The 26,096-nt window shown below is 68.7% G+C and carries 28 protein-coding genes and 1 pseudogene; 12 read left to right on the forward strand and 17 right to left on the reverse strand.

The window, feature by feature from the left end; translation table 11 throughout:
* Positions 1 to 87 precede the first annotated feature (87 nt).
* The 13 genes from G6N56_RS25135 to G6N56_RS25190 form a co-directional block, all read right to left on the reverse strand.
* Positions 88 to 489, reverse strand: coding sequence for an Rv3143 family two-component system response regulator (locus tag G6N56_RS25135; RefSeq protein ID WP_085255142.1), 402 nt, complete (start codon positions 487 to 489; stop codon positions 88 to 90).
* A 30-nt stretch (positions 490 to 519) separates the two neighbouring features.
* Positions 520 to 1,056, reverse strand: a complete 537-nt coding sequence (locus G6N56_RS25140) for a YceI family protein (protein ID WP_085255141.1) — start codon at positions 1,054 to 1,056, stop codon at positions 520 to 522.
* 29 nt (positions 1,057 to 1,085) lie between these two features.
* Complete coding sequence (locus G6N56_RS25145) at positions 1,086 to 1,475, reverse strand: nuclear transport factor 2 family protein (RefSeq protein WP_085255140.1); 390 nt, start codon at positions 1,473 to 1,475, stop codon at positions 1,086 to 1,088.
* A 26-nt stretch (positions 1,476 to 1,501) separates the two neighbouring features.
* Positions 1,502 to 1,849, reverse strand: a complete 348-nt coding sequence (locus G6N56_RS29315) for a DUF6285 domain-containing protein (RefSeq protein ID WP_142280528.1) — start codon at positions 1,847 to 1,849, stop codon at positions 1,502 to 1,504.
* Positions 1,846 to 2,841: a phosphotransferase family protein gene (locus tag G6N56_RS25150; protein WP_142280527.1), complete on the reverse strand. Its 996-nt coding sequence runs from the start codon at positions 2,839 to 2,841 to the stop codon at positions 1,846 to 1,848. Before G6N56_RS25150 ends, G6N56_RS29315 begins: the two co-directional genes overlap by 4 nt.
* Complete coding sequence (locus G6N56_RS25155) at positions 2,841 to 4,079, reverse strand: acyl-CoA dehydrogenase family protein (protein ID WP_085255139.1); 1,239 nt, start codon at positions 4,077 to 4,079, stop codon at positions 2,841 to 2,843. The genes G6N56_RS25150 and G6N56_RS25155 overlap by 1 nt, the downstream gene beginning before the upstream one ends.
* Positions 4,080 to 4,089: 10 nt before the next feature.
* Positions 4,090 to 4,710 carry a TetR/AcrR family transcriptional regulator gene (locus G6N56_RS25160; protein WP_085255138.1) on the reverse strand — a complete coding sequence of 207 codons (621 nt, stop codon included), beginning with the start codon at positions 4,708 to 4,710 and terminating at the stop codon, positions 4,090 to 4,092.
* A complete protein-coding gene (locus G6N56_RS25165) occupies positions 4,710 to 5,594 on the reverse strand; it encodes a hydroxymethylglutaryl-CoA lyase (RefSeq protein WP_085255189.1) in 885 nt (294 codons plus the stop codon). The genes G6N56_RS25160 and G6N56_RS25165 overlap by 1 nt, the downstream gene beginning before the upstream one ends.
* Positions 5,595 to 5,599: 5 nt before the next feature.
* Positions 5,600 to 6,805, reverse strand: a complete 1,206-nt coding sequence (locus G6N56_RS25170) for a CaiB/BaiF CoA transferase family protein (protein ID WP_085255137.1) — start codon at positions 6,803 to 6,805, stop codon at positions 5,600 to 5,602.
* Positions 6,805 to 7,995, reverse strand: coding sequence for an alpha/beta hydrolase (locus tag G6N56_RS25175; protein WP_085255136.1), 1,191 nt, complete (start codon positions 7,993 to 7,995; stop codon positions 6,805 to 6,807). The genes G6N56_RS25170 and G6N56_RS25175 overlap by 1 nt, the downstream gene beginning before the upstream one ends.
* Positions 7,992 to 9,086, reverse strand: a complete 1,095-nt coding sequence (locus tag G6N56_RS25180) for a homogentisate 1,2-dioxygenase (RefSeq protein ID WP_085255135.1) — start codon at positions 9,084 to 9,086, stop codon at positions 7,992 to 7,994. Before G6N56_RS25180 ends, G6N56_RS25175 begins: the two co-directional genes overlap by 4 nt.
* Before the next feature lie 206 nt (positions 9,087 to 9,292).
* Positions 9,293 to 10,264 carry an NADPH:quinone oxidoreductase family protein gene (locus G6N56_RS25185; protein WP_085255134.1) on the reverse strand — a complete coding sequence of 324 codons (972 nt, stop codon included), beginning with the start codon at positions 10,262 to 10,264 and terminating at the stop codon, positions 9,293 to 9,295.
* A gap of 22 nt (positions 10,265 to 10,286) precedes the next feature.
* Complete coding sequence (locus tag G6N56_RS25190) at positions 10,287 to 11,285, reverse strand: acrylyl-CoA reductase family protein (RefSeq protein WP_085255133.1); 999 nt, start codon at positions 11,283 to 11,285, stop codon at positions 10,287 to 10,289.
* A 116-nt stretch (positions 11,286 to 11,401) separates the two neighbouring features.
* Between G6N56_RS25190 and G6N56_RS29320 the strand changes: the two are divergent.
* Positions 11,402 to 11,494, forward strand: a pseudogene (locus G6N56_RS29320) (oxidoreductase); the annotation flags it as partial.
* Here the strand turns inward: G6N56_RS29320 and G6N56_RS25200 are convergent.
* The 3 genes from G6N56_RS25200 to hisN form a co-directional block, all read right to left on the reverse strand.
* Complete coding sequence (locus G6N56_RS25200; RefSeq protein ID WP_085255132.1) at positions 11,487 to 12,698, reverse strand: acyl-CoA dehydrogenase family protein; 1,212 nt, start codon at positions 12,696 to 12,698, stop codon at positions 11,487 to 11,489. The pseudogene G6N56_RS29320 and the gene G6N56_RS25200 overlap by 8 nt on opposite strands.
* 27 nt (positions 12,699 to 12,725) lie before the next feature.
* Positions 12,726 to 14,129: an acyl-CoA dehydrogenase family protein gene (locus tag G6N56_RS25205; protein ID WP_085255131.1), complete on the reverse strand. Its 1,404-nt coding sequence runs from the start codon at positions 14,127 to 14,129 to the stop codon at positions 12,726 to 12,728.
* An 83-nt stretch (positions 14,130 to 14,212) separates the two neighbouring features.
* On the reverse strand, positions 14,213 to 14,992 hold the full coding sequence (gene hisN / locus G6N56_RS25210; protein WP_085255130.1) for a histidinol-phosphatase: 780 nt from the start codon (positions 14,990 to 14,992) through the stop codon (positions 14,213 to 14,215).
* 45 nt (positions 14,993 to 15,037) lie between these two features.
* Here hisN and G6N56_RS25215 point away from each other — a divergent pair, with 45 nt between their 5' ends.
* The 3 genes from G6N56_RS25215 (at position 15,038) to G6N56_RS25225 (ending at position 17,911) form a co-directional block, all read left to right on the forward strand.
* Positions 15,038 to 15,367, forward strand: a complete 330-nt coding sequence (locus tag G6N56_RS25215; protein ID WP_085255188.1) for a hypothetical protein — start codon at positions 15,038 to 15,040, stop codon at positions 15,365 to 15,367.
* A gap of 576 nt (positions 15,368 to 15,943) precedes the next feature.
* Positions 15,944 to 17,659 (forward strand): GAF domain-containing sensor histidine kinase, encoded by a 1,716-nt coding sequence (locus G6N56_RS25220; RefSeq protein ID WP_085255129.1) that lies wholly within the window; start codon positions 15,944 to 15,946, stop codon positions 17,657 to 17,659.
* 48 nt (positions 17,660 to 17,707) lie between these two features.
* Entirely contained in the window at positions 17,708 to 17,911 is a 204-nt protein-coding gene (locus G6N56_RS25225) for a hypothetical protein (RefSeq protein WP_085255128.1), read from the forward strand.
* Between the two features lie 6 nt (positions 17,912 to 17,917).
* Here G6N56_RS25225 and G6N56_RS25230 read toward each other — a convergent pair whose 3' ends face one another.
* Positions 17,918 to 19,285: an FAD-dependent oxidoreductase gene (locus tag G6N56_RS25230; protein WP_085255127.1), complete on the reverse strand. Its 1,368-nt coding sequence runs from the start codon at positions 19,283 to 19,285 to the stop codon at positions 17,918 to 17,920.
* A gap of 173 nt (positions 19,286 to 19,458) precedes the next feature.
* On the opposite strand from G6N56_RS25230, the gene prfB reads away from it, so the two are divergent.
* The 8 genes from prfB (at position 19,459) to G6N56_RS25270 (ending at position 25,944) form a co-directional block, all read left to right on the forward strand.
* Entirely contained in the window at positions 19,459 to 20,580 is a 1,122-nt protein-coding gene (prfB, locus tag G6N56_RS25235) for a peptide chain release factor 2 (RefSeq protein ID WP_085255126.1), read from the forward strand.
* The gene (locus G6N56_RS25240; protein WP_085255125.1) at positions 20,570 to 21,556 is read left to right on the forward strand and encodes a mechanosensitive ion channel family protein; all 987 of its coding nucleotides are present in this window, start codon (positions 20,570 to 20,572) and stop codon (positions 21,554 to 21,556) included. Before prfB ends, G6N56_RS25240 begins: the two co-directional genes overlap by 11 nt.
* Complete coding sequence (locus tag G6N56_RS25245) at positions 21,553 to 22,047, forward strand: Rv3103c family proline-rich protein (RefSeq protein WP_085255124.1); 495 nt, start codon at positions 21,553 to 21,555, stop codon at positions 22,045 to 22,047. Before G6N56_RS25240 ends, G6N56_RS25245 begins: the two co-directional genes overlap by 4 nt.
* A 44-nt stretch (positions 22,048 to 22,091) precedes the next feature.
* Complete coding sequence (gene ftsE / locus G6N56_RS25250) at positions 22,092 to 22,781, forward strand: cell division ATP-binding protein FtsE (RefSeq protein WP_085255187.1); 690 nt, start codon at positions 22,092 to 22,094, stop codon at positions 22,779 to 22,781.
* Entirely contained in the window at positions 22,782 to 23,675 is an 894-nt protein-coding gene (gene ftsX / locus G6N56_RS25255) for a permease-like cell division protein FtsX (protein ID WP_085255123.1), read from the forward strand.
* 2 nt (positions 23,676 to 23,677) lie between these two features.
* Positions 23,678 to 24,187 carry an SsrA-binding protein SmpB gene (smpB, locus tag G6N56_RS25260; protein ID WP_085255122.1) on the forward strand — a complete coding sequence of 170 codons (510 nt, stop codon included), beginning with the start codon at positions 23,678 to 23,680 and terminating at the stop codon, positions 24,185 to 24,187.
* Entirely contained in the window at positions 24,184 to 25,029 is an 846-nt protein-coding gene (locus tag G6N56_RS25265) for an EamA family transporter (RefSeq protein WP_324616557.1), read from the forward strand. The genes smpB and G6N56_RS25265 overlap by 4 nt, the downstream gene beginning before the upstream one ends.
* 69 nt (positions 25,030 to 25,098) lie before the next feature.
* Positions 25,099 to 25,944 carry a maleylpyruvate isomerase family mycothiol-dependent enzyme gene (locus G6N56_RS25270; protein ID WP_085255121.1) on the forward strand — a complete coding sequence of 282 codons (846 nt, stop codon included), beginning with the start codon at positions 25,099 to 25,101 and terminating at the stop codon, positions 25,942 to 25,944.
* Positions 25,945 to 26,096: the final 152 nt, after the last annotated feature.

Here is a 26,096-nt window from a genome sequence, read left to right on the forward strand (position 1 = left end):
AGCGCACAACGGGGGCGGCCCGAGGTCGATGACTGCGGTATCACCGCAGGTGAGGACGGCGCGGGCGGGTGATCGCCCGGCGGTGGATCAGCGCGTGGGAGTGCGCAGCAGGTCTAACACCGTGCGGCCCAGGACGATGGGGTCCAGCGGGTGCGGCACGGCGGCCTCGGCCCGCGACCAGCTGGCCAGCCAGGCGTCGTCCGGGCGGCCGGTCAGCACCACGACCGGCGGGCAGTTGTCGAGTTCGTCTTTGAGCTGTTTGGCGATTCCCATGCCGCCGGTGGGCGTGGCCTCCCCGTCCAGGATGGCCAGGTCGATGCCGCCCTCGTCCATCGTGCGGATCACCATCGGACCGGTAGCCACCTCGACGTACGTCAGCTCGGGCAGATCGGGGTGCAGTTGGGTGCCCAGTGCCCGCATCACTTCCTCACGGGTTTTGGCATTGTCGCTGTAGACGAGGATCCGCAGGGCAGAGCTGGAGTCGGACACGGTGCAGATCGTACTGGTGCCGGGGCGCCCTTACCTGGGTGACCGGACGAAGACGGCCTCCGCGGCGGCCGTGGCCGTCGCGCCGATCATGCCGAGCATGTTCTTGCCCAGGTCGAATTGGGCCCGGTTCACCTTGGTCTGGCCGGAGACCCGGATCGAGCCGTCGTCGAGCTCGGTGATGGTGGCGGGGAGCGGCAGGGGCGCGGTGACGCCTTTGATCGTGAACGTCGCCCGAAGGTCCGCCGCCCTGCCCTGCGTCGGTTCGGCCGCGGTGACGACGACGCTGATGTCGGGGAATCGCTCGACGTCGAAGAAGTCCGCGCTGCGCAGGTGCTCGTCGCGGCGGCCGATGCCGGTGTTCAGGGAGGCGGCGCGGATGTCGACGCGTCCGAACACCGCGCCCTTACCGGTGAGCTGCCCGTCGCCGGTGAACTCGGTGAACCGGCCCTTGACGTTCACCAGCCCCCACATGTTCCTGACCTTGAACGTGATGGTCGAGCGGTCGGGAACCAAATTCCAGACGCCCGCCATGTCGGCATCGTTCAGCAGCGTTTCCAGAGTCGTCATCACACCCCCTTCCGTTGGCGAATCTAACGTCAGTCGAGCAGCGGCGCGATCTCAGCGGGATCGAAGTACTCGTCGATCCGGGCGATCAGGCCGTCTTCGCCCACCCTGATCACGATGCAGACGCGCATCGAGATCGATTGCCCGGCATGGCCCGTCGCGTGCAGGATGTGCTGCTGGACGAAACCCGCACCGAACAGCTGGCGGTCGAGAATCTCGTAGCGCCGGTCGGTGGTCGCGGTGATGAACCAGTCGATGACCCGCAGCGCCCTGGCCTTGTCGTTGTCCCGGCGGGCGCCGACGCGCCACACGGCGATGTCGCCGCTCCACATCCGGCCGACCGCCGCGAAATCGCCCCGTTCGATCGCGCCGAACAGGCGGTCGGCCATGTTGACGATCGTCTCCGCGGTGGTGGCGGGCATGGCGTCGCTCCTCTTCTGCCTGCCGGCTATTCGACTTCTTCCGTGTCGTATCCGGGATGGGCGACCGCCAACCGACGCTGCACCAGCGTCCGCAGGCAGCCGGTCACCTCGTCGGCGCACCCGTCGAGGTCGCCGGCGCGGATCGCGGCCGCCAGCTCCTCCTCGTCCGCGAAGCCCAAGTCGGCCAGCGCCGTCCGGGACTCCTCCTCGCTCTCGTCGAGCAGCTCGCGCTCGACGATCCGCAACGCGTTGGCGGCCACCCTGGCATGGAAGTTGACCTGCCCGCTGGTCGCCGCGCGGACGTCGGTCTCGAGGAACTCGGCGACCGCGGCCACCAGCTCGGCGGCCAGCGGGCGGCCGTACGCGCCGATCACGGCCGGACCCCCTCGAGCAGGTCGAGCAGGTCCCATTCGGTCTCGCAGACGCGGCGGCCGATCGTGGCCAACTCCACCGAACGGAATTGGCCGCTCAGGTGCCGCTCGGCCTGGTACCGGCAGATGACGCCCCAGCGCAGCGTGGCCAGCACCAGCCACCAGTGGAACGTCACCCGGTCGACGCTAGTCGCGGCGGCCTGCTCGTAGCCGCGCAGGAAGGTCTCGATGCTGCCCAGGCCCCCGGCGCCCAGGCTGGCGGGGGCGCCGAACCGCCAGGCCCGGATGCAAAACCAGGCCAGGTCTTCGTAGGCCTCGCCGGCGTGCACCAATTCCCAGTCGAGAACTGCGGCGAGGTCGGACCCTTTGACGATGAGGTTGCCCATCCGGAAGTCCCCGTGCACCAGGACGGTCGCCGACGGGGCCGGCCGGTGGGCGCCGAGCCAGCGGAATGCCCACTCGAAAGTGGCGGTGGTGTCGCCCATCGCGTCGAGCCGCTCGCGCCACTGCTGCAGCTGGTCCTCGTGGGTCAGCCCTGGCAGCCGCGCCGCGTCGGAATCCGCGCGGTGGATGCAGGCGAGCGCGTGCGCGCACTGGCGCAGCAGTCGCGTGCGGGCGGCCTGCCCGCCGGCGGCGTCGAATTGCCGCTGGATGCGCCGGACGATGGTCTCGCCCGCGATCGCGTCGCAGACCAGGAACGGGTTGCCCAGTGCGGCAGGCGAATTCGTCGCCGTGAGGATATGGGGGACCGGCGCTCCGGCGGCCGCCGCCGCGGCCTGCGCCCGGGCTTCGAGTTCCATGCCGGCGTGCACGTCGTCGGGTGGCCCGATGCGCAGGATGAGCGGGCGACGCCTCGGGCCGGTAACGGCGTCGAACGCCCACGTCGTCCGGCTGGCGCCGCCGGTGAGCGCGCGCAGGTTCTCGACCGCGACGCCGGCGCCGAGGGCCGGCTCGAGAACCTGGGCCAGCTTCCCGGACAGTTCCTCGGTGGCCATCACTGCTTGCCGAACCTGAACAGCCGCTGGGCCACCCGCCGGATCTGGATCTCCTCCGCGCCCTCGGTGATTCGGTAGCGGCGGTGGTGGCGGTAGATGTGTTCGAACGGCTCGTGACGGCTGTAGCCGAGTCCGCCGAAGATCTGCATGGCCCGGTCGGCGGCATCGCAGACCAGCCGGTTGGCGCGGTAGTTGGCCATTGACACCTTGTCGGAGACCTCCATGTGGTGGTTGCGGTCGAGATGCCAGGCCGCGTAGTGCACGAGCAGGCGCACCATCTGGGCTTCGGTGTGCAGCTCGGCCAGCGGCCACTGGACGGCCTGGTTCACCGACAGCGGCTTGCCGAACACCGTGCGCCCACCCGCGTAGTCGGCCGCCCGGTCGATGCAGTATTGGGCGGCGCCCAGGCTGCTGGCCGCCTGCCGAATCCTGTTCTCGTGCAGGAAAGTCTGCGCGACCTCCAGGCCACGGTCCACCTCGCCGAGCACGGCGCCGGCCGCAATCCGCACGCCGGTCAACTGGACCTCGCCGTGGTCGGTGGGCATGTTGAAGGTCCACCAGTAGTACGGGACGGTGAACCCGGGCGCATCGGTGGGCACCAGGAAGGCGGTGATCCCGCGGGCCTGTCCCGGCTCACCGGAGGTGCGGGCGAAGACCAGGTCGTGGGTGGCGCGGTGCACGCCGGTGTTGAACCGCTTGCTGCCGTTGATCACCCAGCCGTCCCCATCGGGTTCGGCGCGGGTTTCCAGCCACGTGGCGTCCGAGCCGTGCTGCGGCTCGGTCAGGCCGAACGCCATCGAGCGTTCGCCGGTGATCAGCGCCTCCGACCATTCCCGCCGCTGCTCGTCGGTGCCGAAGCGCTCCATCATGACCACCTGCGGGAAGTTACCGACGATCGACGACTCGTTCTGCAGGTCGTTGTGCAGGCCAAGGCCCTTGTGCGCCAGGTGTTCCCGGATGACGGCCATGTCGACGTTGCTGCCGTCGCGGCCGCCCAGCGCCGCAGGCAGTCCGTAACGTAACCAGCCGGCCTTGTCGGCTCGCCGGCGCATCTCGGCGAGCAGCTCCTCCCACTCCCGCGTGGGGATGCCGTCGTTGTCCCAGTCGGTGCGGGCATGTTCGCGCCGCTTGTCGAAATACTGGATGTGCTCCCGTTCCAGCGGCTTGATCTCGGCCTCGATGAACGCGTCCATCTCGGCGAGGACGCCGGGAAGGTGCTCGGGAAGCGTGAAATCCATCTCTTACTCCTCAGCCGCCGTACAGCGTTCTCTTCCAGACCGTCGACAATGTCCTGATCGCATCCTCGTCGCTGATCCGCAGGCCCAGCCCCGCGGGTCCGGAAGGTCCGACGAAGACGGTGGTGAAGTTCTCGAAGAGCAGCGCGATCGCCGCCGCGACATGGCGGGGCTCGAGCTCCGCGCCGTATCCCTGTTCCTGGGCTCGGCGGACCGAGGCGGCCACGATGTCCATGCCGAAGCGGCGGAATTCGTTCTGCACGGCGGCAAACCGCCGCTGGGTGGCCGCCAGCTGGGCCACCGCGATCATGATGCCGATGTTCTGTTTGAACATGTTCCAGTATCCGGTGACCACCGAGGTGAAGAACGCGTCGTCATCGGCGGACTCCGGCAGGTGCAGGCTCAGCCCGGACGGTTCCACGACGTCGTGCAGGAAGGACTCCGCGAGCGCGGCGAGCAGGTCCTCCTTGTCGGTGAAGTACCGGTAGAAGACGGCCGAGGATTTCCCGGCCGACGACGTGATGTCGGCCAGCGTGGTGCCGTGAAATCCGCGCTCGGCGAACAGTTTGCGGGCGGCCTGCTCGATGGCATGCCGGGTCTGGCGGCCCTTGGGGGTGAGGCTCTCGGCCGGCATCAGGTCCGGATCCGGTCACCGGCGCGCAGCATGGCGCTCGGAAGGTCATGGCCGACAACGCGTTTGGCGACGCCGGCCGCGACGATGGCGGCCCGCAGATCGATGTCGACGTCGATGCCGCTGTCGCGCAGCAGGTAAACCAGGTCCTCCGTGGCGATGTTGCCGGTCGCGCCCGGAGCAAACGGGCAGCCGCCCAGGCCGCCCACCGAGGCGTCCAGCCGGGTGATTCCGGCGGTGACCGCCGCGTAGGCGCTGGCCAGGCCCGCACCCCGGGTGTTGTGGAAGTGCGCGCCGAGCGGCATGTCGCCTATCACCGGGCACAGTTGCGCGACGAGCGATTTGACTCGTCCCGGGGTGGTGGTGCCGATCGTGTCGGCGATCGAGAACCGGTCGGCGCCGAGCTCCCTGGCGGCAGCGCCGATGTCGAGTACCCGCTGCGGCGGGGTGGGGCCGTCGAACGGGCAGTCCCACGCGGTGGCGACGATGACCTCCACGGTCACCCCGCCGTCGTGCGCGATGGCGACGACGTCGGCGATCTGCTGGGTGGCCTCCGCGCTGCCGCGGCCGACGTTGGCCTTGCTGAAGGCATCGCTGGCCGCCACCACGTACTCGACCGAGCGCAGCCCCGCGGCGACGGCGCGCCGGGCGCCGCCGGCGCTGGCGACCAGCGCCGAGAATTCGATGTCGGGATAGGCGCCCAGGTGTCCCGCGAGCTCGGCGGCGTCGGCCATCGACGGCACCTTCGACGGCGAGACGAATGCCGTGGCCTCCACCTCCCGGACGCCGGTGGCGGCCACCGCCTCGAGCAGCTCGAGCTTGGCGGACAACGGGATCGGCGCCTCGATCTGCAGGCCGTCGCGCAGCGCGACCTCCCGGATGGCCACGTGCGTCACAGCACCTCCTCGGTCCGCAGTTCCTCGAGATCCTCGGGGGTCTTGCCCAGCAGACCGATGTAGACGTCGTCGTTGTGCTGGCCCGGGCGCGCCGGGCCGGCGCGGCGGACGCCGCCCGGCGACTCCGACAGGACCGGCACGACACCGGGCCCCAGGATATTCCGCTCGACCCGTTCATCGAAGTGTTCGACCAGCATGCCGCGGGCGCGCAGCTGCGGGTCGTCGACCACCTCCGCGACCGTGTTGATGGGCCCGGCGATCACCCCCGCGGCGCTGAGCGTTTCGATGATCTCGTCGGGCCGGCGCTCCGCAGCCCAGGCCCCGATGATGTGGTCGAGCTCGTCCTGATTGCGTCCGCGCGACCCGTGCGTGGCGAAGCGGTCGTCGGTGGCGAGCTCGGGGCGGCCCATCGCCTTGCACAGCCGGGCGAACACGGTGTCCTGGTTGGCGGCGATCACCACCCAGGAGCCGTCGGCGCTGGGATAGATGTTGGACGGCGCGATGCCCTCGAGCCGGGTGCCCGACGGCCCGCGCACGACCCCGCCGGCGTCGTAGTCGGGAATGGTGGACTCCTGCACGGCCAGGCACGATTCGGTCAGCGCCACGTCGACCACCTGTCCGCGACCCGTGACGCTGCGCCGGTACAGCGCGGCCAGCGCGCCCTGCGCGCCGAACATGCCGGCCAGGCTGTCACCGAGGGACAGCGCCAGCCGCGGCGGCGGGCCGCCAGGGAACCCGTTCAGGTGCCGCAGGCCGCTGACCGCCTCGGCGACCGAGGCGTACCCGGCCTTGTGCGCGTCCGGGCCGGTCTGCCCGTAACCGGAGACGCGGACGAGGATGATGCGCTGATTGCGTTCGCTGAGCACGTCGTAGCCGAGGTTCCACTTCTCGAGGGTGCCCGGGCGGAAGTTCTCGACGACGATGTCGGACTTCTCGACCAGTTCGAGGAACAACTCGCGGCCGCGTGGCTTGCGCAGGTCGAGGGTGACCGCCCTCTTGTTGCGGGCGTGCACGGTCCAGAAGACGTGGTGGCCGTGCAGTTCGGCCTGGCCCCACGTCCGCAGGGGGTCCGGGGCGCCGGGTGGTTCGATCTTGATGACGTCGGCGCCCATGTCGCCGAGCAACCGCCCCGCGAAGGGCCCGGCGATCAGCGTGCCCAGCTCGAGCACCCGGATGCCCTCCAGCGGTCCGGTCGGCGCCATCAGGGCCTCGCGAAGTCGTGGCGGGTCAGCCAGTCGGTGACGATGTCGACCGCGGCCCGCAGCTTGTCGCGCTGGTCGGGTCCCGCGTAATAGTGTGTTGCGCCGGGAATTTCGTACATCTCCTTGTCGTGGAAGTCGTCGTGCCCGATCGCCCGGAAAAGCCGGCGGGTGTGGCTGGGGGTGCAGGCGTCGTCGGCCAGATTACCGATCACGAGCGCCGGGATCGCGATGTCCCGCCCGCAGGCGACGCCGTCGCCGTGCGCGTCGTCGTAGCTCCATTGGGAGAGCCAGCTGCGCAGCGTGCAGAACCGTGCCAACCCGACGGGCCCCATGTTCACCACGCGGGGATCGCCGAGGTAGCACGTCCCCGGGGTGCGTTCGTTCGGGTCGACGGTCGGATCCAGCCAGCGGGGGTCGGCCATGGTGCCGTGCACGACGAATCCGAACTCTGCAACAGCTGAGTCCGGGCGGCCGGATGATTTCAGTTCGCCGAGCTTGTCCTTGACCCACGCGGTGATCCGGCGGTTGCGGTCGATCTGGGCCTGGCGATAGCGGCTCAGGAAGGCCGGGCTGTACGGCGGCTGGTTGGGGTTGTCGGGGTTGTACAGGTCCAGCTCGGGGTCGCGCCTGCCGGGGTCGGATTCGTCGAGGATGGACGCGTCGAGCCATTCGGTCAGCGTGCCGTGCCGGCTCACGTGCGCGGCCAGCAGCATGATGCCGTCGGCGGGCGGCAGGTCCAGCTTGGTCAGGTCGGGGCCGTCGCCCGACGGGCTGGACGTGATGGTGGCGTGCTGGGCTTGCTGCTGGTAGAACACCGACAGCGAGCCGCCGCCGCTCCAGCCGGCCAGCACTATTCGGGAGTAGCCCAGTCGTTTCTTGGCATCCTTGATGCACTCGCCGAGGTCCTCGACCACCTTCTCCATCAGCAGCGCCGAGTCCGTGCCGCGGAACCGGCTGTTGCAGTAGATGACGTGGTGTCCCGCGCGGGCCAGCGCATTGATCATCGGCAGGTAGGCGCCGCCGCCGATCGGGTGCATGAACACCAGCACGGTGTCCGACGGCTTGTCGCGGGGCTTGAGCAGATAGCTTTCCAGGACGGTGATCTCGGCCAGTCCGCCGTAGACGTCCCGCAGGCCGGAATCGTTCTGGAACGCAACGAGATAGGGAATGCGGTCGTAGTCGTGCTTCACGAGTGCTGCCCCAGGTCGTTGGCCAGCACCTCGCCCGACGGGGTCAGCCGACGGCGGGTGTCGACGGCGATCACCTGCCAGTCGACGCGGGAATGCTCGTCGAACTTGCGGCGCGCCCGGTCCCGCGCCTTCTCCGGCGCCCCGTGGTGGACGCCCTGCGGCGCATGCGAGATCAGGCCGGGCGGCATCGGGATGCCGTAGAGGGAACCGCCGTGGAAGAAGGCGATCTCGTCGTAGTCGACGTTGCGGTGGTACCAGGGGGTGCGCTCGGTGCCCGGCACGCTCTCGGCCGGTTTGGGCAGGAAGTTCATCACGTAGACGCCGGTGGCCTGCATGAACAGGTGGACGGTCGGCGGCAGGTGAACGCTGTCGGAGGTGACGACGTTGTAGTCGGCGATGTTGAAGGTGAACGGGAAGTTGTCCCCGCGCCAGCCTTCCACGTCGAGCGGATTGTGTTGGTAGTAAAGCGTTGTCGGGCCCCCCTCGTGGACGAGCCGCACCTCGTACTCGTCGCGGCCGTCATCCTCGATGGGCGCCGGGTCGGGGATGGTGGACTGCGAGGGGTCGAACGGGAAGTGGCGCCCGAGCTGGCCGGGCGGGGGGACGCGGAGCTCGTCGGTGGTCTCCACCATCAGCAGGGTGGTCTCGCCTTCGGGCGCCTGGCGCCAGGTGCACGCCTTCGGGATGTAGAGCCAGTCGCCCTCGCGGTAACGCAGCGGACCGAACTCGGTTTCGGCCACGCCGGTGCCGCGGTGGACGAAGCACAGCAGGTCCCCGTCGACGTGCCGGGTGTAGAACGGCATCGGCTCGTGGCGGCGGCTCAGCATGATCCGGCAGTCGGCGTTGCCGAACATCAGCAGCGGACCGCCGCCGGCGTCGGTGGCGTCGCCGGGTTTGAGCTCGCCGGACAGCAGGTCCAAGGGGCGCAGCGGGCCGACGGCCCGGTAGGCGGTGGGGTCGTGGCGCCGGTACATGTTGGCGGTACGACCGGTGAAGCCGCCGCGGCCCAGCTCGTCATCCTTGAGGCCGTCGAGGTCGGCATGCAGCCGCCGCGGGGTGCGGCCCTTGCGCAGGTGCACGAAAGATTCCATGGCGGCTCCCAGGCTCGATGCGATCACGGTCCGGCCAGAATTAAAAGTGACGTTACTTTTCTTTTCTGGGCCACACAAGGGGCCGGAGTTTCCTCCTCGGCTCGTCGCCGTGGTCGCGAGATATAAGCCAGCGCGACGTGCCCTGGCGTGTCTTCGCCGACGTTTATGTGTCGCGGACGGGAGCAGGGCCGGCTCGTCAGCGGGTGTCAACCGCGAACGCGCAGGACGACCTTGCCTCTGGCGGTCCGGTTTTCCAGGGACGCGACCGCCGCCGCGGCCTCTTCCAGCGGGTAGACCACCGGCTCCGGCGGGGGCAGCTGCCCCGAGCTGAGCAGCCGCTCGAGGCCGGCCCACTGCTCGGCCAGCGCGCCGGGGTGCGTCGCGGTCCACGCGCCCCAGCCGACACCGACCACGTCGATGTTGTTGAGCAGCAACCGGTTCACCTTGACCGTGGGAATCTCGCCGCCGGTGAAGCCGATGACCAGCAGGCGTCCCCCCGGGGCAAGGGAGCGCAGGGAGTCGGTGAACCGATCGCCGCCGACCGGGTCGACGACGATGTCGACGCCGCGGCCGTCGGTGAGCTCCTTCACAACGTCCTTGAATCCCTCGGCCAGCACCACGTCGGTCGCGCCGGCCGCCGTCGCCATCTCGCCCTTCTCCCGCGAGCTGACCACCGCGATGACCCGGCTGGCGCCGAGCACCGGCGCCAGCCGCAGGGTCGAGGTCCCGATCCCGCCGGCCGCCCCGTGCACCAGCACCGTCTCGCCCTGCCGCAACCGGCCGCGCACGGTCAGCGCGAAATACATGGTCAGGTCGTTGAACAGCAGGCCGGCGCCCGCCTCGAAGCTCACGTTGTCGGGCAGCTTGAACGCGCGATCGGGGGTGAGCACCGCGACCTCGGCCATGCCGCCGGTGAGCATGGTCAGGCCGACGACGCGGTCGCCGGCACGCACATGCGCTCCGTCGGGGGCGGAGCGCACCACGCCCGCGATCTCCGCCCCGAGCACGAACGGCGGCTCCGGCCGGTACTGGTAGAGGCCGCGGGTCAGGAGGGCGTCCGGGAACGCGACGCCCGCCGCGTGCACGTCGACGACGATGCCGTCGCCGGCGGGTTCGTCGACCTCCGACACCTCGATCGCATCCGGACCATCCAGCCGAGTCACTCGTGCCGCGCGCATGACCGGTCAGCCTACTGCCGGCTCAGAACCCGCCCGCGACCCGCACCACGGCCCGCCCGGTGAAGGCGCCGTCGCGCAGCTGATCGAGCACGCCGACGACATCCTTCACGTCGACCTCGCTGGTCAGAGCCGCCAGGTGCCGCGGACGCAACGAATCCCCAAGCAGGGCCCACAATTTCCGGCGCTTGGCGATCGGCAGCTGAACGGAGTCCATGCCCAGGAGCGCGATCCCGCGCAGGATGAAGGGCAGCACCGTGGTGTGCAGCGCCGGGCCGCCGGTGAGGCCACTGCAGGCCACCGCGCCGCCGTAGTCGACGGCACTCAAGACGTCGGCCAGCGTCGCGCCGCCGACGCAGTCCACCGCCGCCGCCCACCGCGCCTTGGCGAGCGGCCGCGGCTTGGCGTCGGGATCGGCGGGCAACCGGCCGATGACCTCCGCCGCACCGAGCTCGTTCATCAGGTCGGCGGCCCCCGCCTTGCCGGTCGAGGCCACCACCCGATAGCCGGCGGCGGAGAGCAGGTCCACACTGACCGACCCGACGCCGCCGGAGGCGCCCGTGACGACGACGGACCCGACACCGGGTTCGACACCCCAGTCGATCAAGGCCTGCACGCTCATCGCGGCGGTGAAGCCGGCGGTCCCGATCGCGGCGCCCTCGCGCGGGCTCAGTGGGCCGAGCGCCACCACCTGGTCGGCGGGCAGCCGGGCGTATTCCGCGTAGCCACCGTGATGGCCGGTGCCGATCTGGTAGCCGTGGGCCAACACCAGGTCGCCGACGGCGAACTCGCCGGAATCGGACTCGACGACCTCGCCGGCGAGGTCGATGCCCGGCACGACGGGGTAGTCGCGCACAACGCCGCCGTTCGGCGTCAGCGCCAGCGCGTCCTTGAAGTTGACGCTCGAATAGTGCACCCGGATGGTCACATCACCCGGCGGGAGATCGGAGTGGCTCAGTGTCTCGACGGCGGCGGTTATCCGGTCGCCGTCTTGCCGTGCGACGAGGGCGTGAAAGGTGTCCATCCCTCGACGCTAGCCTGAGGGCCCCCCTTGGCCGCGAGCAGACGCAAAATCGTACGAAAGCCCAGGTGCCAGTGCGATTCTGCGTCTGCTCGCGGGGTTAGCCCGACCCGTATCCGGCGTGGACGCTTGGCGTCGCGCCGAACGTGCTACTGATCCCGGGGACCTCGTCGGTGCCGCACTTGGAACAGAACCTGGCCGTCGCTACTTGAGCTCGGCCGACGACAGGCCCAGCAACCGCCGGGCGACCACCAGCTGCTGGATCTGCTGGGTGCCCTCGAAGATGTCCAGGATCTTGGAGTCGCGCGCCCACTTCTCCAACATCGACTGCTCGGAATACCCCGCGGTTCCGGCCAATTCGACGGTCTTGAGGGTGACGTCGCTCGCCATCCGGCCGGCCTTGGCCTTGCTCATCGACGCCTCTTTGGAGTTGGGGATCTTGTTGTCGGCCTGCCAGGCCGCGCGCAGCGCCAGCAGGTAGGCGGACTCCCAGTCGGCCTCCATCCGCAGGAACTCGGCCGCCGCGGCGCTCTGGACGTGCGACGGCTTGTCGTAGGAGATCTCCACCCCGGCCTCGGTGAGGATCTTGCGGATCTCCTCGAGCGCGGCGCGGCCGACGCCGATCGCCATGGCGGCGACGATGGGGCGGGTGTTGTCGAAGGTCTCCATCACCCCCGAAAAGCCTTTGCCCTCTTCGATCTCGGGGTTGCCGAGCAGGTTCTCCTTGGGAATGCGGACGTTGTCGAACCGGATCGCGGCGGTGTCGGAGCCCTTGATCCCGAGCTTGCGCTCGAGCCGCTCGACGGTGACGCCCGGATGCTCGCGCGGAACGATGAAGGACTTGATCGCCGCCCGGCCCTTCGACTTGTCCAGCGTGGCCCACACGACGATGTGGGTGGCGCGCGAACCCGCCGTCACGTAGATCTTCTCGCCGTTGATCACGTACTCGTCGCCGTCCAGCTTGGCGGTGGTGGACACCGCCGCCGAATCCGACCCGAATCCGGGCTCGGTGATCGCCATCGCCGCCCATACTTTGCCGAGGCGCTCGAGCTGCTCGTCGGTGGCGACCGCGGAGATGGCCGCGTTGCCCAGGCCCTGGTAGGGGACGGACAGCATCATCGCGACGTCGCCCCAACTGGCCTCGAGGGTCTGCAGCAGGGCGGCCATGTTGGCGCCGTTGTGGTTCTTGCCGCGGTCCTCGTCCTCGTCCTCGTCGCGCAGCGCGTCGGCGCCGGCGAATTCGATTGACTCCGAGGCGCCCTCGAACAGGTTGATCAGGGTGTCGAGCTCGACGGGGTAGGCGTGTTCCTTCAGGTCGTACTTGCGCGCGATCGGCCGCATCAGCTCGGCGGCACCCTGATGGGTCTTGGTCACCACCGCCTGCAACTTGCGGGGCAGTTCCAGATTGATTGCCATGTCTGTTCTTTCGGCTCGGGAGAGAAGCTAGATGACTACGACGCCCTCGGCCACCCCGATGGCCCGCAGGTCGCGGTACCACCGTTCGACCGGGTGTTCCTTGGTGAAGCCGTGCCCGCCGAGCAGCTGCACGCCGTCGAGGCCGATCTGCATGCCCTTGTCGGCGCCGAGGCGCTTGGCCAGCGCGGCTTCGCGGGTGAAGGGCAGGCCCTGCTCGGCGCGGGAGGCGCCGCGCCAGGTGATGAGCCGCAGGCCGTCCAGTTCGATCGCGATGTTGGCGCACATGAAGGCGACGGCCTGCCGGCGGGCGATCGGCTCGCCGAACGCCTCGCGCTCCTTGACGTAGGGGACGACGTAGTCGAGCACCGCGTGCGAGGTGCCGACGGCCAGGGCGGCCCAGCCGAGCCGGGACAACGCGATCGCCTCGGAATAATCCTCGTCCGACGCCTCGTCCTCACCGAGGCGGGCGCTAAGCGGCACCGACACCCCGGCCAGCTCGATCCGGCCCAGGGCCGCCGCGCGGATGCCCATGCTCGGATCCGCCTTGACGGTAAGGCCTTTCGTTGACGACTCGACGATGAACAGCGCCGGCTTGCCGTTGAGCTGGGCGCCGACGACGAACAGCTCCGCGTCCGCCGCCGCCGGCACCAGCGACTTCACGCCGTCCAGGCGATACCCGCTCGGGGTGCGCACCGCGGTGGTCTTGAGCCGGGTGGGGTCGAAGAGGGGGTGCGGTTCGGCGATGGCGACACACGCCTGCGGGACGTTGTCGCCGGCGAACTCGTGGAGATAGGTGGCTTGCTGATCGGCGCTGCCCCAGTGGGTCAGGGCCGACGCCACCCCGCCGGGTGCCAGGATCGGCAGCGCCAGGCCCATGTCGCCGTAGGCGAGCGCCTCGGCGACCAGGACGTTGGTGACGGTGGAGCGGTGCGCGGCGATGCCGTCGAAGTCCTCGGGGATGTTGATCGCGGTGATGCCCAGTTCCGCCGCCTTGGCGATCAGATCGGGGGGATACGCCGCCGACTCGTCGGCGTCGGGCGCCGCCGGCCGCAGCACCTCCGCGGAGAACTCCTCGAGGGTCTCGATGATCATCTTCTGGTCGTCGTCCGGCGTCAGGTCGAAAAAGTCCTTGCCGCTCGACTTCAGGCGGGTCGGCCCGCCGCGCAGATTCTGGATGCGCTTGAACTGCCGGGACGCGGTGGTTGCGGTGGAGAAGATGGTCTTCGTCCCGTAGCGCAGGCCCCGGTTGAGCGGGTCGCGCAGGTGGTAGCGGTCCAGGAATTCCTGCCCGACGAGCGGGGTGAGCAGCGCGATCGCGATGTTGATGCCCGTCCTCTTGTGCGGCTCGAGCCCGACGCCGTGCGGGCGGCCGCGGCGCTTGGCCCCGGGGCGGGAGGAATTCTTGTTCGAACCGGAAAGAGTTTCGGTCATGTCTGCAGCCTCGGTCGTTGGGGCGATGCGGATAAGCCTATCTTACTCCGGAGTAAGATAGCTAGAACCGAGTGTTATCGAATTCACACGCCGAGGCGCGCGAGCACCCGTCGGTGCAGCAGGCCGTTGGTGGCCACGGCGTCCCCCCGGTGCGGCCCCGCGGTCCCGTCCAGGCCCGTCAGGGTCCCGCCCGCTTCGCGAACCAGGATGTCGAGCGCCGCCAGGTCCCATACCGAAACCTCCGGTTCGGCGGCGATGTCGACGGCGCCCTCGGCGACGAGGCAATACGACAGGAAGTCGCCGAAGGCGCGCACCCGCCAGACCGCATCGGTCAGCTCGATGAAGCGGTCCCGCAGCCCGCGCTGCGCCCACCCGGAGAGGCTGGAGAACGACAGGCTCGCCGAGTTCAGCTCGGTCACCGAGGACACCGACAGGCGGCGCGGCGGTGCGGCTCCCACCGTGACGAACGCCCCCTGGCCGCGCGCGGCCCACCAGCGCCGCTGCAGCGCCGGCGCGCTCACGACGCCGACCGACGGGACACCGTCCTCGAGCAACGCGATCAAACTCGCCCATACCGGCACCCCGCGCACGAAGTTCTTGGTGCCGTCGATCGGGTCGATCACCCACTGCCGCCCGGAGAAAGTGGTGGTGCCCCCGAACTCCTCGCCGACGACGCCGTCGCTCGACCGTTCCCGGGCGAGCGCCTCACGCAGGTCCGTTTCGACCGCGCGGTCGGCGTCGGTCACGGGCGTCAGGTCGGGCTTGGTTTCGACGCGCAGGTCGAGGGCGCCGAACCGGGCGGCGGTCACCTCGTCGGCGCGGTCCGCCAGCGCCAGCCCAAGCGTCAGATCGTCCTGGCTCATGTGAGCAGTCCTACCATGCCGTCCCACACGCCCTACCATGGCCGAATGTGGGAATTCGGTGTGCTGATCCTGCTCGTCGCCGTGTTGGGCGTGGCCCTCGCGCAGCGGTTCCTGCCGCGCGGGCCGCGCGGTGAGCTGGCGAGCGGCACGCTGCTCGTGACCGGGGTGAGCCCGCGGCCCGACGCGACCGGCGAGCAGTTCGTCACCATCGCCGGGGTCATCAACGGACCGACGGTCAACGAGCACGAGGTCTACGCGCGCCTCGCGGTCAACGTCGACCAATGGCCGACCATGGGCCAACTGCTGCCGGTGGTGTACTCGCCGAAGAATCCGGACAGGTGGAGTCTCGCGTCGGCCCAACCGCCGGCCGCTTAGGCGTGCCGGGGCGCGGTCAGCCGCCCGCGGGCGGTCGCGTCATCGCCGTGAGCCGGGGCCCGTACCGCGGGAGGACGCCCGAGCAGGCATCATTCGCGGATGCTCACGGCAGATTTCAACTCGCCGGACCGCCCGTTGAAAACGGTCGTATTCAACGGTTTTCGGTGTAGCCGGCGGAGATCCGGCGCAACGATCGCATCCGCAACTCGAACGGTCGAATTTCCGGTCCGACGTCGACAACCACTGCGGTGCATGCCGCGACTCCGCCGTGCCGGGACCGCCCGGTCGATGTGTAGGGACCAATGGCGCCCAGTTGTTGACCAATGTCTCTTCGGTGGTCGGGGCCCGATCCATAGCGTTTGAGGTTGCCCGCCCGTCCCAGCACAGGAGACCGTGATGGTTAAGTCAGCCCAGACGATCGCCGTCGGCGTCGGCGGGTCCGCGACCACCATCGATCCGGTGGCCGCGCGCTCGCGGAATTCCTAGGGCCTTGCCTACCACCGGGGTTGACCGGCCCCAAAGTTATTGGTGTGCAATGGCTTTCATTGTGCCGCGGAGCTCGCGGGCGGGAGCGCCATGACCGCACGGGCACACGCGGGCGAGGGTCGGGACGCGAGCGTGGGTCCGCTGCGCCACGCCTTGTCTCAGCTCCGGTTGCGTGAGTTGCTGGCCGAGGTGCAGGACCGGGTCGAGCTCATCGTCGAGGGCCGCGACCGCCTCGACGGGCTGGTGGAGGCGATGCTGGTCGTCGCCTCGGGGCTGGAACTCGACGCCACCCTGCGCTCGATCGTGCACTCCGCGACGAACCTGGTGGACGCCCGCTACGGCGCTCTCGAGGTCCACGACCAAGACGGTCACGTGGTGCAGTTCGTCCACGAGGGCATCGACGACGAAACCGTGCGCCGCATCGGGCACGTGCCCACGGGCCGGGGAATCATCGGGTTGTTGATCCACCATCCGAAACCGCTTCGCCTCGAAGACCTCTCGCAGCACCCGGGGGCGGTGGGCTTTCCCCCGCACCATCCACCGATGCGCAGCTTCCTCGGCGTACCGGTCCGGGTAAGCGAAGAGTCGTTCGGCACACTCTATTTGGCCGACAAGACAAACGGAAAGCCGTTCAGCGAAGACGACCAGTTGCTGGTCCAGGCGCTCGCCTCCGCGGCGGGTATCGCCGTCGCGAATTCGCGGCTCTACGAGCAGGCGACGTCCCGCCAGTCGTGGATCGAGGCCACCCGTGACATCGCCACCGAATTGCTGTCCGGCACGGAACCGGCGCAGGTGTTCCGGCTTGTCGCCGAGGAGACGGTCAAGCTGACCGGGGCCGACGGCGCCCTGGTAGCCGTTCCTCTCGGAGAGGACGTGGCGGCCGACGCGTCCGAGCTGATGGTGATCCAGACGGTCGGCAACGCCGCGGCGCCGGCCATCGGACAAACCATTGCGGTCACGGGCACCTCCCTTGGTGACGTCATCGCCAGAACCACGCCGCGTCGGCTCGACGGGCTCGCCGTGGACGGGGTCGAGGTCGGCTCCGCGCTCGCCCTGCCGCTACGGGCGAATGGTGCGGTCGCCGGGGTCGTCGTGGTCCTGCACCACGACGGAGCGGCGTCATTCACCGACGACCATTTCGAGATGATGACCGCGTTCGCCGACCAGGCCGCGTTGGCTCTGCAACTGGCCACCTCCCAGCGTCGAAGCAGGCAACTCGACGTCGTCACCGAGCGGGATCGCATCGCCCGCGAGCTCCACGACCACGTCATCCAGCGGCTCTTCGCGGTCGGATTGGCGTTGCAGGGCGCGGTGTCCCGCGCGCACGACCCGGAGGTGCGCCGCCGACTCGACGTCGCGGTGGACGACCTGCAGGGCGTCATCCAGGACATCCAGACCACCATCTTCGATCTGCATGCGGCGCCACAGGGAACCCTGCGGCTCCGTCAGCGGATCGACGAGGCGATCGCCGAGCTCGTCGGCACGGCGTTGCGCACCACGGTCCAATACGTCGGTCCGCTCTCGGTGGTCGACGACGCGCTGGCCGGTGCGGCCGAGGCGGTGCTCCGCCAGGCGCTCAGCAACGCGGTGCGGCATGCCGGCGCCACCACGGTGTCGGTGCGGGTCAGCGTCGTCGACGAATTGTGCATCGAGGTGAGCGACGACGGCCGTCCGCTGCCCGACCGGGACGCCGACGGCGGGCTGGCCGATCTGCGGCGCCGAGTGGCGGAGGTCGGTGGCGTGCTGACCATTCAGAGCGCGCCCGGCGCCGATGACACCCTGATTCGGTGGTCGGCGCCCCTGTAGTGACCGCCGGGCCTTTCGCCGGCACGTCGGAGCTGGCATTCTTAGGCCGTGCCACGCAAAGACATCGACCGCGTCCGCGCGACGACCGCCCTGGAAGTGACCAGGCAGCACCCCGTGCTCGTGCTCTTCGCGGTGTCGCCGGCCCTCGCACTGGTCGGCGCGATCTGGTGGCTCGCGGGCGCGGGCTGGGCCATCCTGTCGGCCCTGGTGTTCCTGCTGGTCGGTGCGGGGCTGATCGTGATGAGGCGCTGACGCCGGTCAGCCGTGGCCGATGCGCAGCAGGTCGGTCAGATTCGGCAGCTTGACGCGGGGTCGCCCGTGCGGTTCGCCCGCGGCCCGTTCGTGGCGGTCGATGACCTCCCAGTGCGCGGCCGTGACCAGCCTGGGCTGCCGCGAAGCCAGCCACTCGGCCAGCGCATCGCGGTGGTCCGGCGGGAAGTCCGTTAGCCCGCCCTCGCCGGCGCGGGCCAGGTCGCCGAGCAAGGTGTCGACGGTGTCCTGCGAGTCCTTCTTATTGGTGCCGATCACGCCGGTGGGCCCGCGCTTGATCCACCCGACGACGTATTCGTTGCGGCGGCCGTCGACCCGGCCGTCGGTGTTGGGGATCGTGCCCGTCTTCTCGTCGAAAGGCAGGCCGGCCGTCGGCACGCCCCGGTAACCGACCGAGCGGACGACCAGCTGAACGGGCAGTTCCTCGCGCTCGCCGGTGTCCTTGGCCGACACCCGCCCGCTGGAATCGGTGACCAGCTCGTTGCGGCCCAGCACGATGTGCTCGACCTTGCCATCGCCGGTGATCTCGATGGGGGAGGTCATGAACCGCAGGACGATGCGGCGGTGACCGGGGCGCGGTGCGCGGCCCGCGTACTCGCGCAGCACCTTGATGTTCTGCTTGGTCGTCTTGCCCACGGCGGCCGCATCCTCGTCGGTGATGCCCTCCAGCTGTGCGGGGTCGACGACCACGTCGACCCCTTCGAGTTCCCCGAGCTCGCGCAGCTCAAGCGTGGTGAACGCCGTCTGCAGGGGCCCGCGGCGGCCGAGGACCACCACCTCGTCGACGCCGCAGGGGCGCAACGACTCCAGCGCGTGATCGGCGATGTCGGTGAGCTTCAGCGCGTCGGGATCGGTGACCAGGATGCGCGCGACGTCCAGCGCCACGTTGCCATTCCCCACCACGACCGCCCGGGCGCCCGACAGATCCGGTGTCGCCTGCGCGAAGTTGGGGTGCGCGTTGTACCAGCCCACGAAGTCGACGGCGGAGATGCTGCCCGGCAGGTCTTCGCCGGGGATGTTCAATGCCCGGTCGGACTGTGCGCCGACCGCGTAGACGACCGCGTCGTAGCGCTCGGCCAGCTCGCTGGACTGCACGTGTTCGCCGACCTCCACGTTGCCGAAGAAACGGAAGCGCGGGTCTTCGGCCGTCTTCTCGAACTGCTTGCTGATCGACTTGATCTTGGGGTGATCGGGTGCCACGCCGGATCGCACCAACCCCCACGGCGTGGGCAGCATCTCGAGCATGTCGACGGCGACGTCGATGTCCGCGGCAGCGTCGGCCGCCTTGAGTAGCGAGGCCGCGGCGAAGAAACCCGACGGCCCGGAGCCGACGATAGCTACGTGATATGGACGCATACTCGACCTTCTATCCGTGCCCGGTTCGCGCGCGGGGGCTGCCGAACTGGGTTGGCGCGCGGGGCGGGGGTGCACATGATCGTGTCTCGATGCTAAACGCATGACCCCTGGTCGTGGCCCGAGCACTCGCCGGGAGCCGAGGTGCTCCGAGGACCCCGGTAACGTTGTCCGCTGTGGAACCCGACCGTCAAGCCGATATCGCCGCCCTCGACGCCACCCTGACGACGGTGGAGCGCGTGCTCGATGTGGACGGTCTGCGCGGTCGCATCGAGAAGCTCGAACACGAGGCGTCCGATCCGCAGTTGTGGGATGACCAGGCCCGCGCGCAACGGGTCACCAGCGAGCTGTCCCACGCCCAGGGGGAGCTGCGCCGGATCCAGGAGCTTCGGCAGCGCCTCGACGACCTGCCGGTGCTGTACGAGTTGGCGGCCGAGGAGGGCGCGGGCGCCCCGAGCGGGGTTGCCGCGTTCGCCGAAGCCGACGCGGAGCTGAAGTCGCTGCGCGCGGACATCGAGGCCACCGAGGTGCGCACCCTGCTTTCGGGTGAGTACGACGAACGCGAGGCGCTCGTCACGATCCGCTCCGGCGCCGGCGGGGTGGACGCCGCCGACTGGGCCGAGATGCTGATGCGGATGTACATCCGGTGGGCCGAGCAACACAAGTATCCCGTCGAGGTGTTCGACATCTCCTATGCGGAGGAGGCCGGGATCAAGAGCGCGACCTTCGCCGTGCACGCCCCGTTCGCCTACGGCACCTTGTCCGTCGAGCAGGGCACCCATCGGCTGGTGCGCATCAGCCCGTTCGACAACCAAAGCCGGCGCCAGACGTCGTTCGCCGAAGTCGAGGTGCTGCCGGTGGTGGAAACCACCGATCACATCGACATCCCTGAAGGCGACGTGCGCGTTGACGTTTACCGTTCCAGCGGCCCCGGCGGCCAGTCGGTGAACACCACCGACTCCGCGGTTCGTTTAACGCACATCCCAACGGGTATCGTCGTGACTTGCCAGAACGAGAAATCGCAGTTGCAGAACAAGGTTTCGGCGATGCGGGTGCTCCAAGCAAAATTGTTGGAGCGCAAGCGATTAGAAGAACGCGCTGAGCTCGACGCGTTGAAAGGTGAGGGCGGCAGCTCGTGGGGCAACCAGATGCGCTCCTATGTGCTGCACCCCTATCAGATGGTCAAGGATTTGCGCACCGAGTACGAGGTGGGCAATCCGGCGGCCGTACTGGACGGAGACATCGACGGCTTCCTGGAAGCGGGAATCCGGTGGCGCAACCGAAAAGATGACGACTAACACAGTTCTTTCTTGGACGACGACGTTGGGCTGGCACGACTTCTGGCGCGGCGCCATGGGTCAATGGATCATCACCCGGGGTCTCCGGGTCGTCATGCTGTTGATCGCGGCGGTGTTGGCGGTCCGCTTCGTCACCTGGGTGGCGGAGCAGGTGACCCGCCATCTCGACGTCGGCTTCGCCGAGAGCGACGCCCTGGTCCGATCGGAAGCGACGAAGCACCGCCAGGCGGTGGCGTCGGTGATCCAGTGGGTTTCCATCGTCATCATCGCGATCTGGGTCGTCTTGCAGATCGCCGACGTGCTGCAGTTCTCCGTGGGTGGGCTGGTGGCCCCGGCCACGGTGGTGGGCGCTGCGCTGGGCTTTGGCGCGCAGCAGCTGGTGCGTGACCTGCTCTCGGGCTTCTTCATCATCGTCGAGAAGCAGTACGGTTTCGGCGATCTGGTTGAGCTCACCATCTCGGGGTCGACTACCGACGCGCGCGGCACGGTCGAGAACGTGACACTGCGGGTGACCAGGCTGCGCTCCTCGAACGGCGAGGTGTTCACCGTGCCCAACGGCCAGATCGTCAAGGTGAACAACCTCTCCAAGGACTGGGCGCGCGCGGTGGTGGACATTCCGGTCTCCACCGCCGCCGACCTGAACCGGGTCAATGAGGTCTTGCACCAGGAGTGCGAGCATGCGATGGACAACCCGGTGCTGGGCGAGTTGCTGTTGGACGCGCCCACCCTGATGGGAGTGGAAAGCATCGAAGTCGACACCGTTACGCTGCGCATGGTGGCGCGCACGCTGCCAGGCAAGCAGTTCGAGGCCGGCCGGCAATTGCGGGTACTGGTCATCCGGGCACTTGCTCGTGCGGGCATTGTGACGGCGGCGGACGCAAAGGTGGGCCTGGTCGAGGATCCTGCCGTCCCGGCCGCTCAGGCCGCCGAGGAACGGGCCGGCGACGAACCCACGGCAGCGGTGCGGCGCCGGTGAAGTTGACGCTGAGCATCCTCGAGAAGCGCAGCGGCGATTCGAAGCGACGCTGGAGCCATCTCTTCGGCGGACGGATGCGGACCTCGACGCTGGTCCTGATCATCGCCTTCTTCGCGGTGTGGTGGCTGTATGACACGTACCGTCCCGAGCCCGCCCCCAAGCCGCCGCCGCAGCAGGTGGTGCCGCCGGGCTTCGTGCCCGACCCCAACTACACCTGGGTGCCGCGCAGCCAGGTGCGGCAGCCGCCGGCCACCGTCACGTACACCCCCACCCCGACGAGCACGACGCCGCCGACGCCGACGACCACGGTGCCGATTCCGGCCACCACGACGACCACCACGCCGCCGTTCGGGCTGCCGGCACTGCCGTGCCTGCTGCCGCCGCCCTTCTGTCCGCCCAGCCCAAGTCCCACACCATCCCCGACGGCCCCGTCGCAGTTGCCGCAGCCGGGGCCCGGTCCTGCGCCGAGTTCGTCGCTACCGGCCAGCTGACTTTCGCTTGCCGGCGAAATTCACCGCTACACTGGCGTGCCGTGATGATCACCCTTGACCATGTCAGCAAGAAATACAAAGCGTCGGCGCGTCCTGCCCTGGACGACGTCAACGTCAAGATCGACAAGGGTGAATTCGTCTTCCTCATCGGCCCGTCGGGCTCGGGCAAGTCGACGTTCATGCGCCTGTTGCTGGGCGAGGAGTCGCCGAACACCGGCGACGTGCGGGTCTCCAAGTTCCACGTCAACAAGCTGCCCGGTCGGCACGTCCCCAAGCTGCGCCAGGTGATCGGCTGCGTGTTCCAGGACTTCCGCTTGCTGCAGCAGAAGACGGTGTACGAGAACGTCGCTTTTGCGCTGGAGGTCATCGGCAAGCGCGCCGACGCGATCAACCGCGTGGTGCCCGACGTGCTCGAGACCGTCGGCCTGTCGGGCAAAGCCAACCGACTGCCGCACGAATTGTCCGGCGGCGAGCAGCAGCGCGTCGCGATCGCGCGGGCGTTCGTCAACCGACCCCTGGTGCTGCTGGCCGACGAGCCGACTGGCAACCTCGACCCGGACACCAGTAAGGACATCATGGATTTGTTGGAGCGGATCAACCGCACCGGTACCACGGTGGTGATGGCCACCCACGACCACCACATCGTCGACTCGATGCGGCAGCGGGTCATCGAACTGTCCTTGGGCAGGCTGGTTCGCGACGAGCAGCGCGGCGTCTACGGGATGGACCGCTAAGTGCGCTTTGGCTTCCTCCTGAACGAGGTCCTCACCGGGCTTCGCCGCAATATCACCATGACGGTCGCGATGATCCTGACTACCGCGATCTCCATCGGCCTGTTCGGCGGCGGCCTGCTGGTGGTGCGATTGGCCGAACATTCGCGGGCGATCTATCTCGACCGCGTGGAGACGCAGGTGTTCCTGACCGACGACGTCTCCGCCAACGATCCGTCCTGCGGCACCAATCCGTGCAAGGCGCTGCGGGAGAAGATCGAAGGGCGGCAGGACGTCAAATCGGTACGATTCCTCAACCGGCAGGACGCCTACGACGACGCGATCCGGAAGTTTCCGCAGTACAAGGACGTCGCCGGAAAGGACTCGTTCCCAGCATCTTTCATTGTCAAGCTGGATAACCCCGAGCAGCACAAGGACTTTGACTCGGCGATGCAGGGTCAGCCCGGCGTGCTTTCGGTGCTCAACCAGAAAGACCTGATCGACCGGCTGTTCGCGGTGCTGGACGGCTTGAGTAACGCAGCGTTCGCCGTGGCGTTGGTGCAGGCCGTCGGGGCAATCCTGCTCATAGCCAACATGGTCCAGGTCGCGGCGTACACGCGTCGCACGGAAATCGGGATTATGCGGCTGGTGGGTGCGAGCCGTTGGTACACCCAGCTGCCCTTCCTGGTGGAGGCGATGGTCGCCGCGACCCTCGGCGTGGCGATCGCAGTCGTAGGTCTGGTGCTGGTCCGGGCGTTATTCCTGGAAAACGCGCTAAACCAGTTCTACCAAGCCAATTTGATCGCCCGCGTGGACTACGCCGACATCCTTTACATCTCGCCGATCCTCTTCCTGCTCGGCGTGTCGATGGCCGGATTGACCGCTTACGCCACGCTGCGCCTCTACATCCGGCGGTAGCTGTGGCCAACAACCCCGGCCGGGGAAAAGCGGCGGGCGGCAGGCGTGGCAGCAAACAAATCATCGCCACCAATCGCAAAGCACGGCACAATTATTCGATCGAAGAGGTCTACGAGGCCGGAGTGGCCCTGCAGGGTACCGAAGTGAAGTCACTGCGCGAGGGTCACGCCTCCCTGGCCGACGCGTTCGCAACCGTCGACGACGGTGAAGTGTGGTTGCGCAACATGTACATACCCGAGTACCAGCATGGTAGCTGGACCAATCATGAGCCACGTCGCAACCGAAAGTTGTTGTTACATAGGCAACAAATCGACAGGCTGGTCGGGAAGATACGTGATGGTAACCTCACGCTCGTGCCTATGTCTCTGTATTTCACCGAAGGAAAGGTCAAGGTCGAGCTCGCGCTAGGACGCGGCAAGCGAGCGTACGACAAGCGCCAGGACATGGCCCGCCGAGATGCCCATCGCGAAGTGGTCCGGGAAATAGGCCGCCGAGCCAAGGGCATGAACTGATCGGGGCCGCGTACGCCGAGCTGTCCGCCGTCACGTATGGCGTGAGCGATTTCGTGGGCGGCGTGGCCGCCCGACGGGTCGCCGCGCTGCGGGTGATGCTGGTCGTCTACCCGCTCGAGACTGTGCTGCTCGGCGCGCTGGCCATCGCCGTTGGTGGACCCATCCAATCGGGCGCTTTCCTGTGGGGCGGCCTCTACGGCATCGGCATGGCGGTCGGCATGTGGGCGTTCTTCGCGGCCCTGGGCTCCGGTCCGATCTCCGTGGTCTCACCGTTGGCTGCGGTGCTGAACGCCGCGGTGCCGGTGGCGGTCGGGATGGCGCTGGGGGAGCGACCCGGGCCCGGGGCCCTGGTGGGCGTCGTGCTGGCCCTGATTGCCGTCATGCTGGTGAGCCGCGAGGCGACGGATGCCGCGCAGTCTCCGTATCGGTTCACGCCCAAGGTGGCCTGGCTCACGGTCCTGGCGGGAGCGGCGATGGGGCTGAACCTGGTGTTCCTGCACCAGGCGCCGCACGCGAGCAAGCTCTGGCCGCTGGTGTTCGCCCGGTTGTCCGCGACCGTGGTCGTGCTCGCCATGGGTGCGTTCAGCAACAACCTGCGCCTGCCGCGCGGCAAGCCGCTCAAGCTGGCGCTGGGCGTGGCCCTGCTCGACATCTGCGCCAACGTCACCATGCTGGTCGCGCTGCACACGTGGATGCTCTCGCTGGCCAGCATCCTCATCTCCCTTTACCCGGCGGCCACCGTCGTACTGGCGATGGTGGTGCTCCGCGAACGGGTGAGCCGGTGCCAGGGGATCGGCATGGTGATGGCCATGGGTTCGGTTGCCATGATCGCCGCGAGTTGAGGCACGCGACCCTCCCCGGCAGCACACCTGGGCCTGTCGATCGGTAAGGGAGCGGCCTACTATCCGTCCATGGCCGATCGACCCGTCACCAAGCTCGACAAATCCGAGGTGCTCGCCGGGTTGTTTGCGGTATGGGACGACATCGGTGCGCTCCTCGACGGGCTCTCCGAGACGGAGTGGCGGGCGGTCAGCCCGCTGCCGGGCTGGGACGTCAAGGCCCTGGTGTCGCACATGATCGGGACGGAGTCCTTCCTGTCCGGGGTCTCCGCGCCCCGGCCGGATGTGGACGTCTCCGCCCTCGGCCATGTGCGCAATGACGTCGGCGTGATGAACGAGTGCTGGGTTCGCCACCTCGCCGGGGAACCCGGCGCCCACGTTCTCGAGCGGTTCCGCGCGGTGACCGACGAGCGTCGCGTGGCGCTGACCAAGCTGACCGAGGAGGAGTGGAACGCCCCGACCGTCACGCCGGTGGGCCCGGAGAGCTACGGGCGGTTCATGCGGGTGCGGGTGTTCGACTGCTGGATGCACGAGCAGGACATCCGCGAGGCGCTGGGCCGGCCCTCGGCCGACAACGAACTCGGCGGCCCGGCCGGCCGGCTCTCCGTCGACGAGATCGTCTCCACCATCGGCTACGTCGTCGGCAAGCGCGGCAAGGCGCCCGACGGTTCGCGCATCCTGTTCGAGCTGACCGGCCCGCTGGCGCGCAGCATCCGTGTAGTGGTCGACGGCCGGGCTCAGGTCGTGGACGATTTCGGCGGCCGGGAACCAACGGCGACGATCCGGCTCGACGGCCTGCAGTTCACGCGGCTGTCCGGGGGGCGGCCCATGTGCGCCGCCCGCTCCCAGAGCGTCGAGCTCGGCGGCGACCCAGAGGTCGCGTCACGAATTGTCGAGCACCTGAACTTCGTCATCTAGCGCCGCCGACATCGACCCTGCCGCGAAGAAGTGTGAGTGCGCGGCACGCTGACGTCGATCTGGATGTGGCGGAATCAGGACGCCAGCTACCTCGAGAAATTCGCAAGTGCGAGCTGCGTCACATACCCGGTCGAGGGGATTGGCGCGGCGGA

The organism is Mycobacterium saskatchewanense (genome assembly GCF_010729105.1).
GTDB classification, from domain to species: domain Bacteria; phylum Actinomycetota; class Actinomycetes; order Mycobacteriales; family Mycobacteriaceae; genus Mycobacterium; species Mycobacterium saskatchewanense.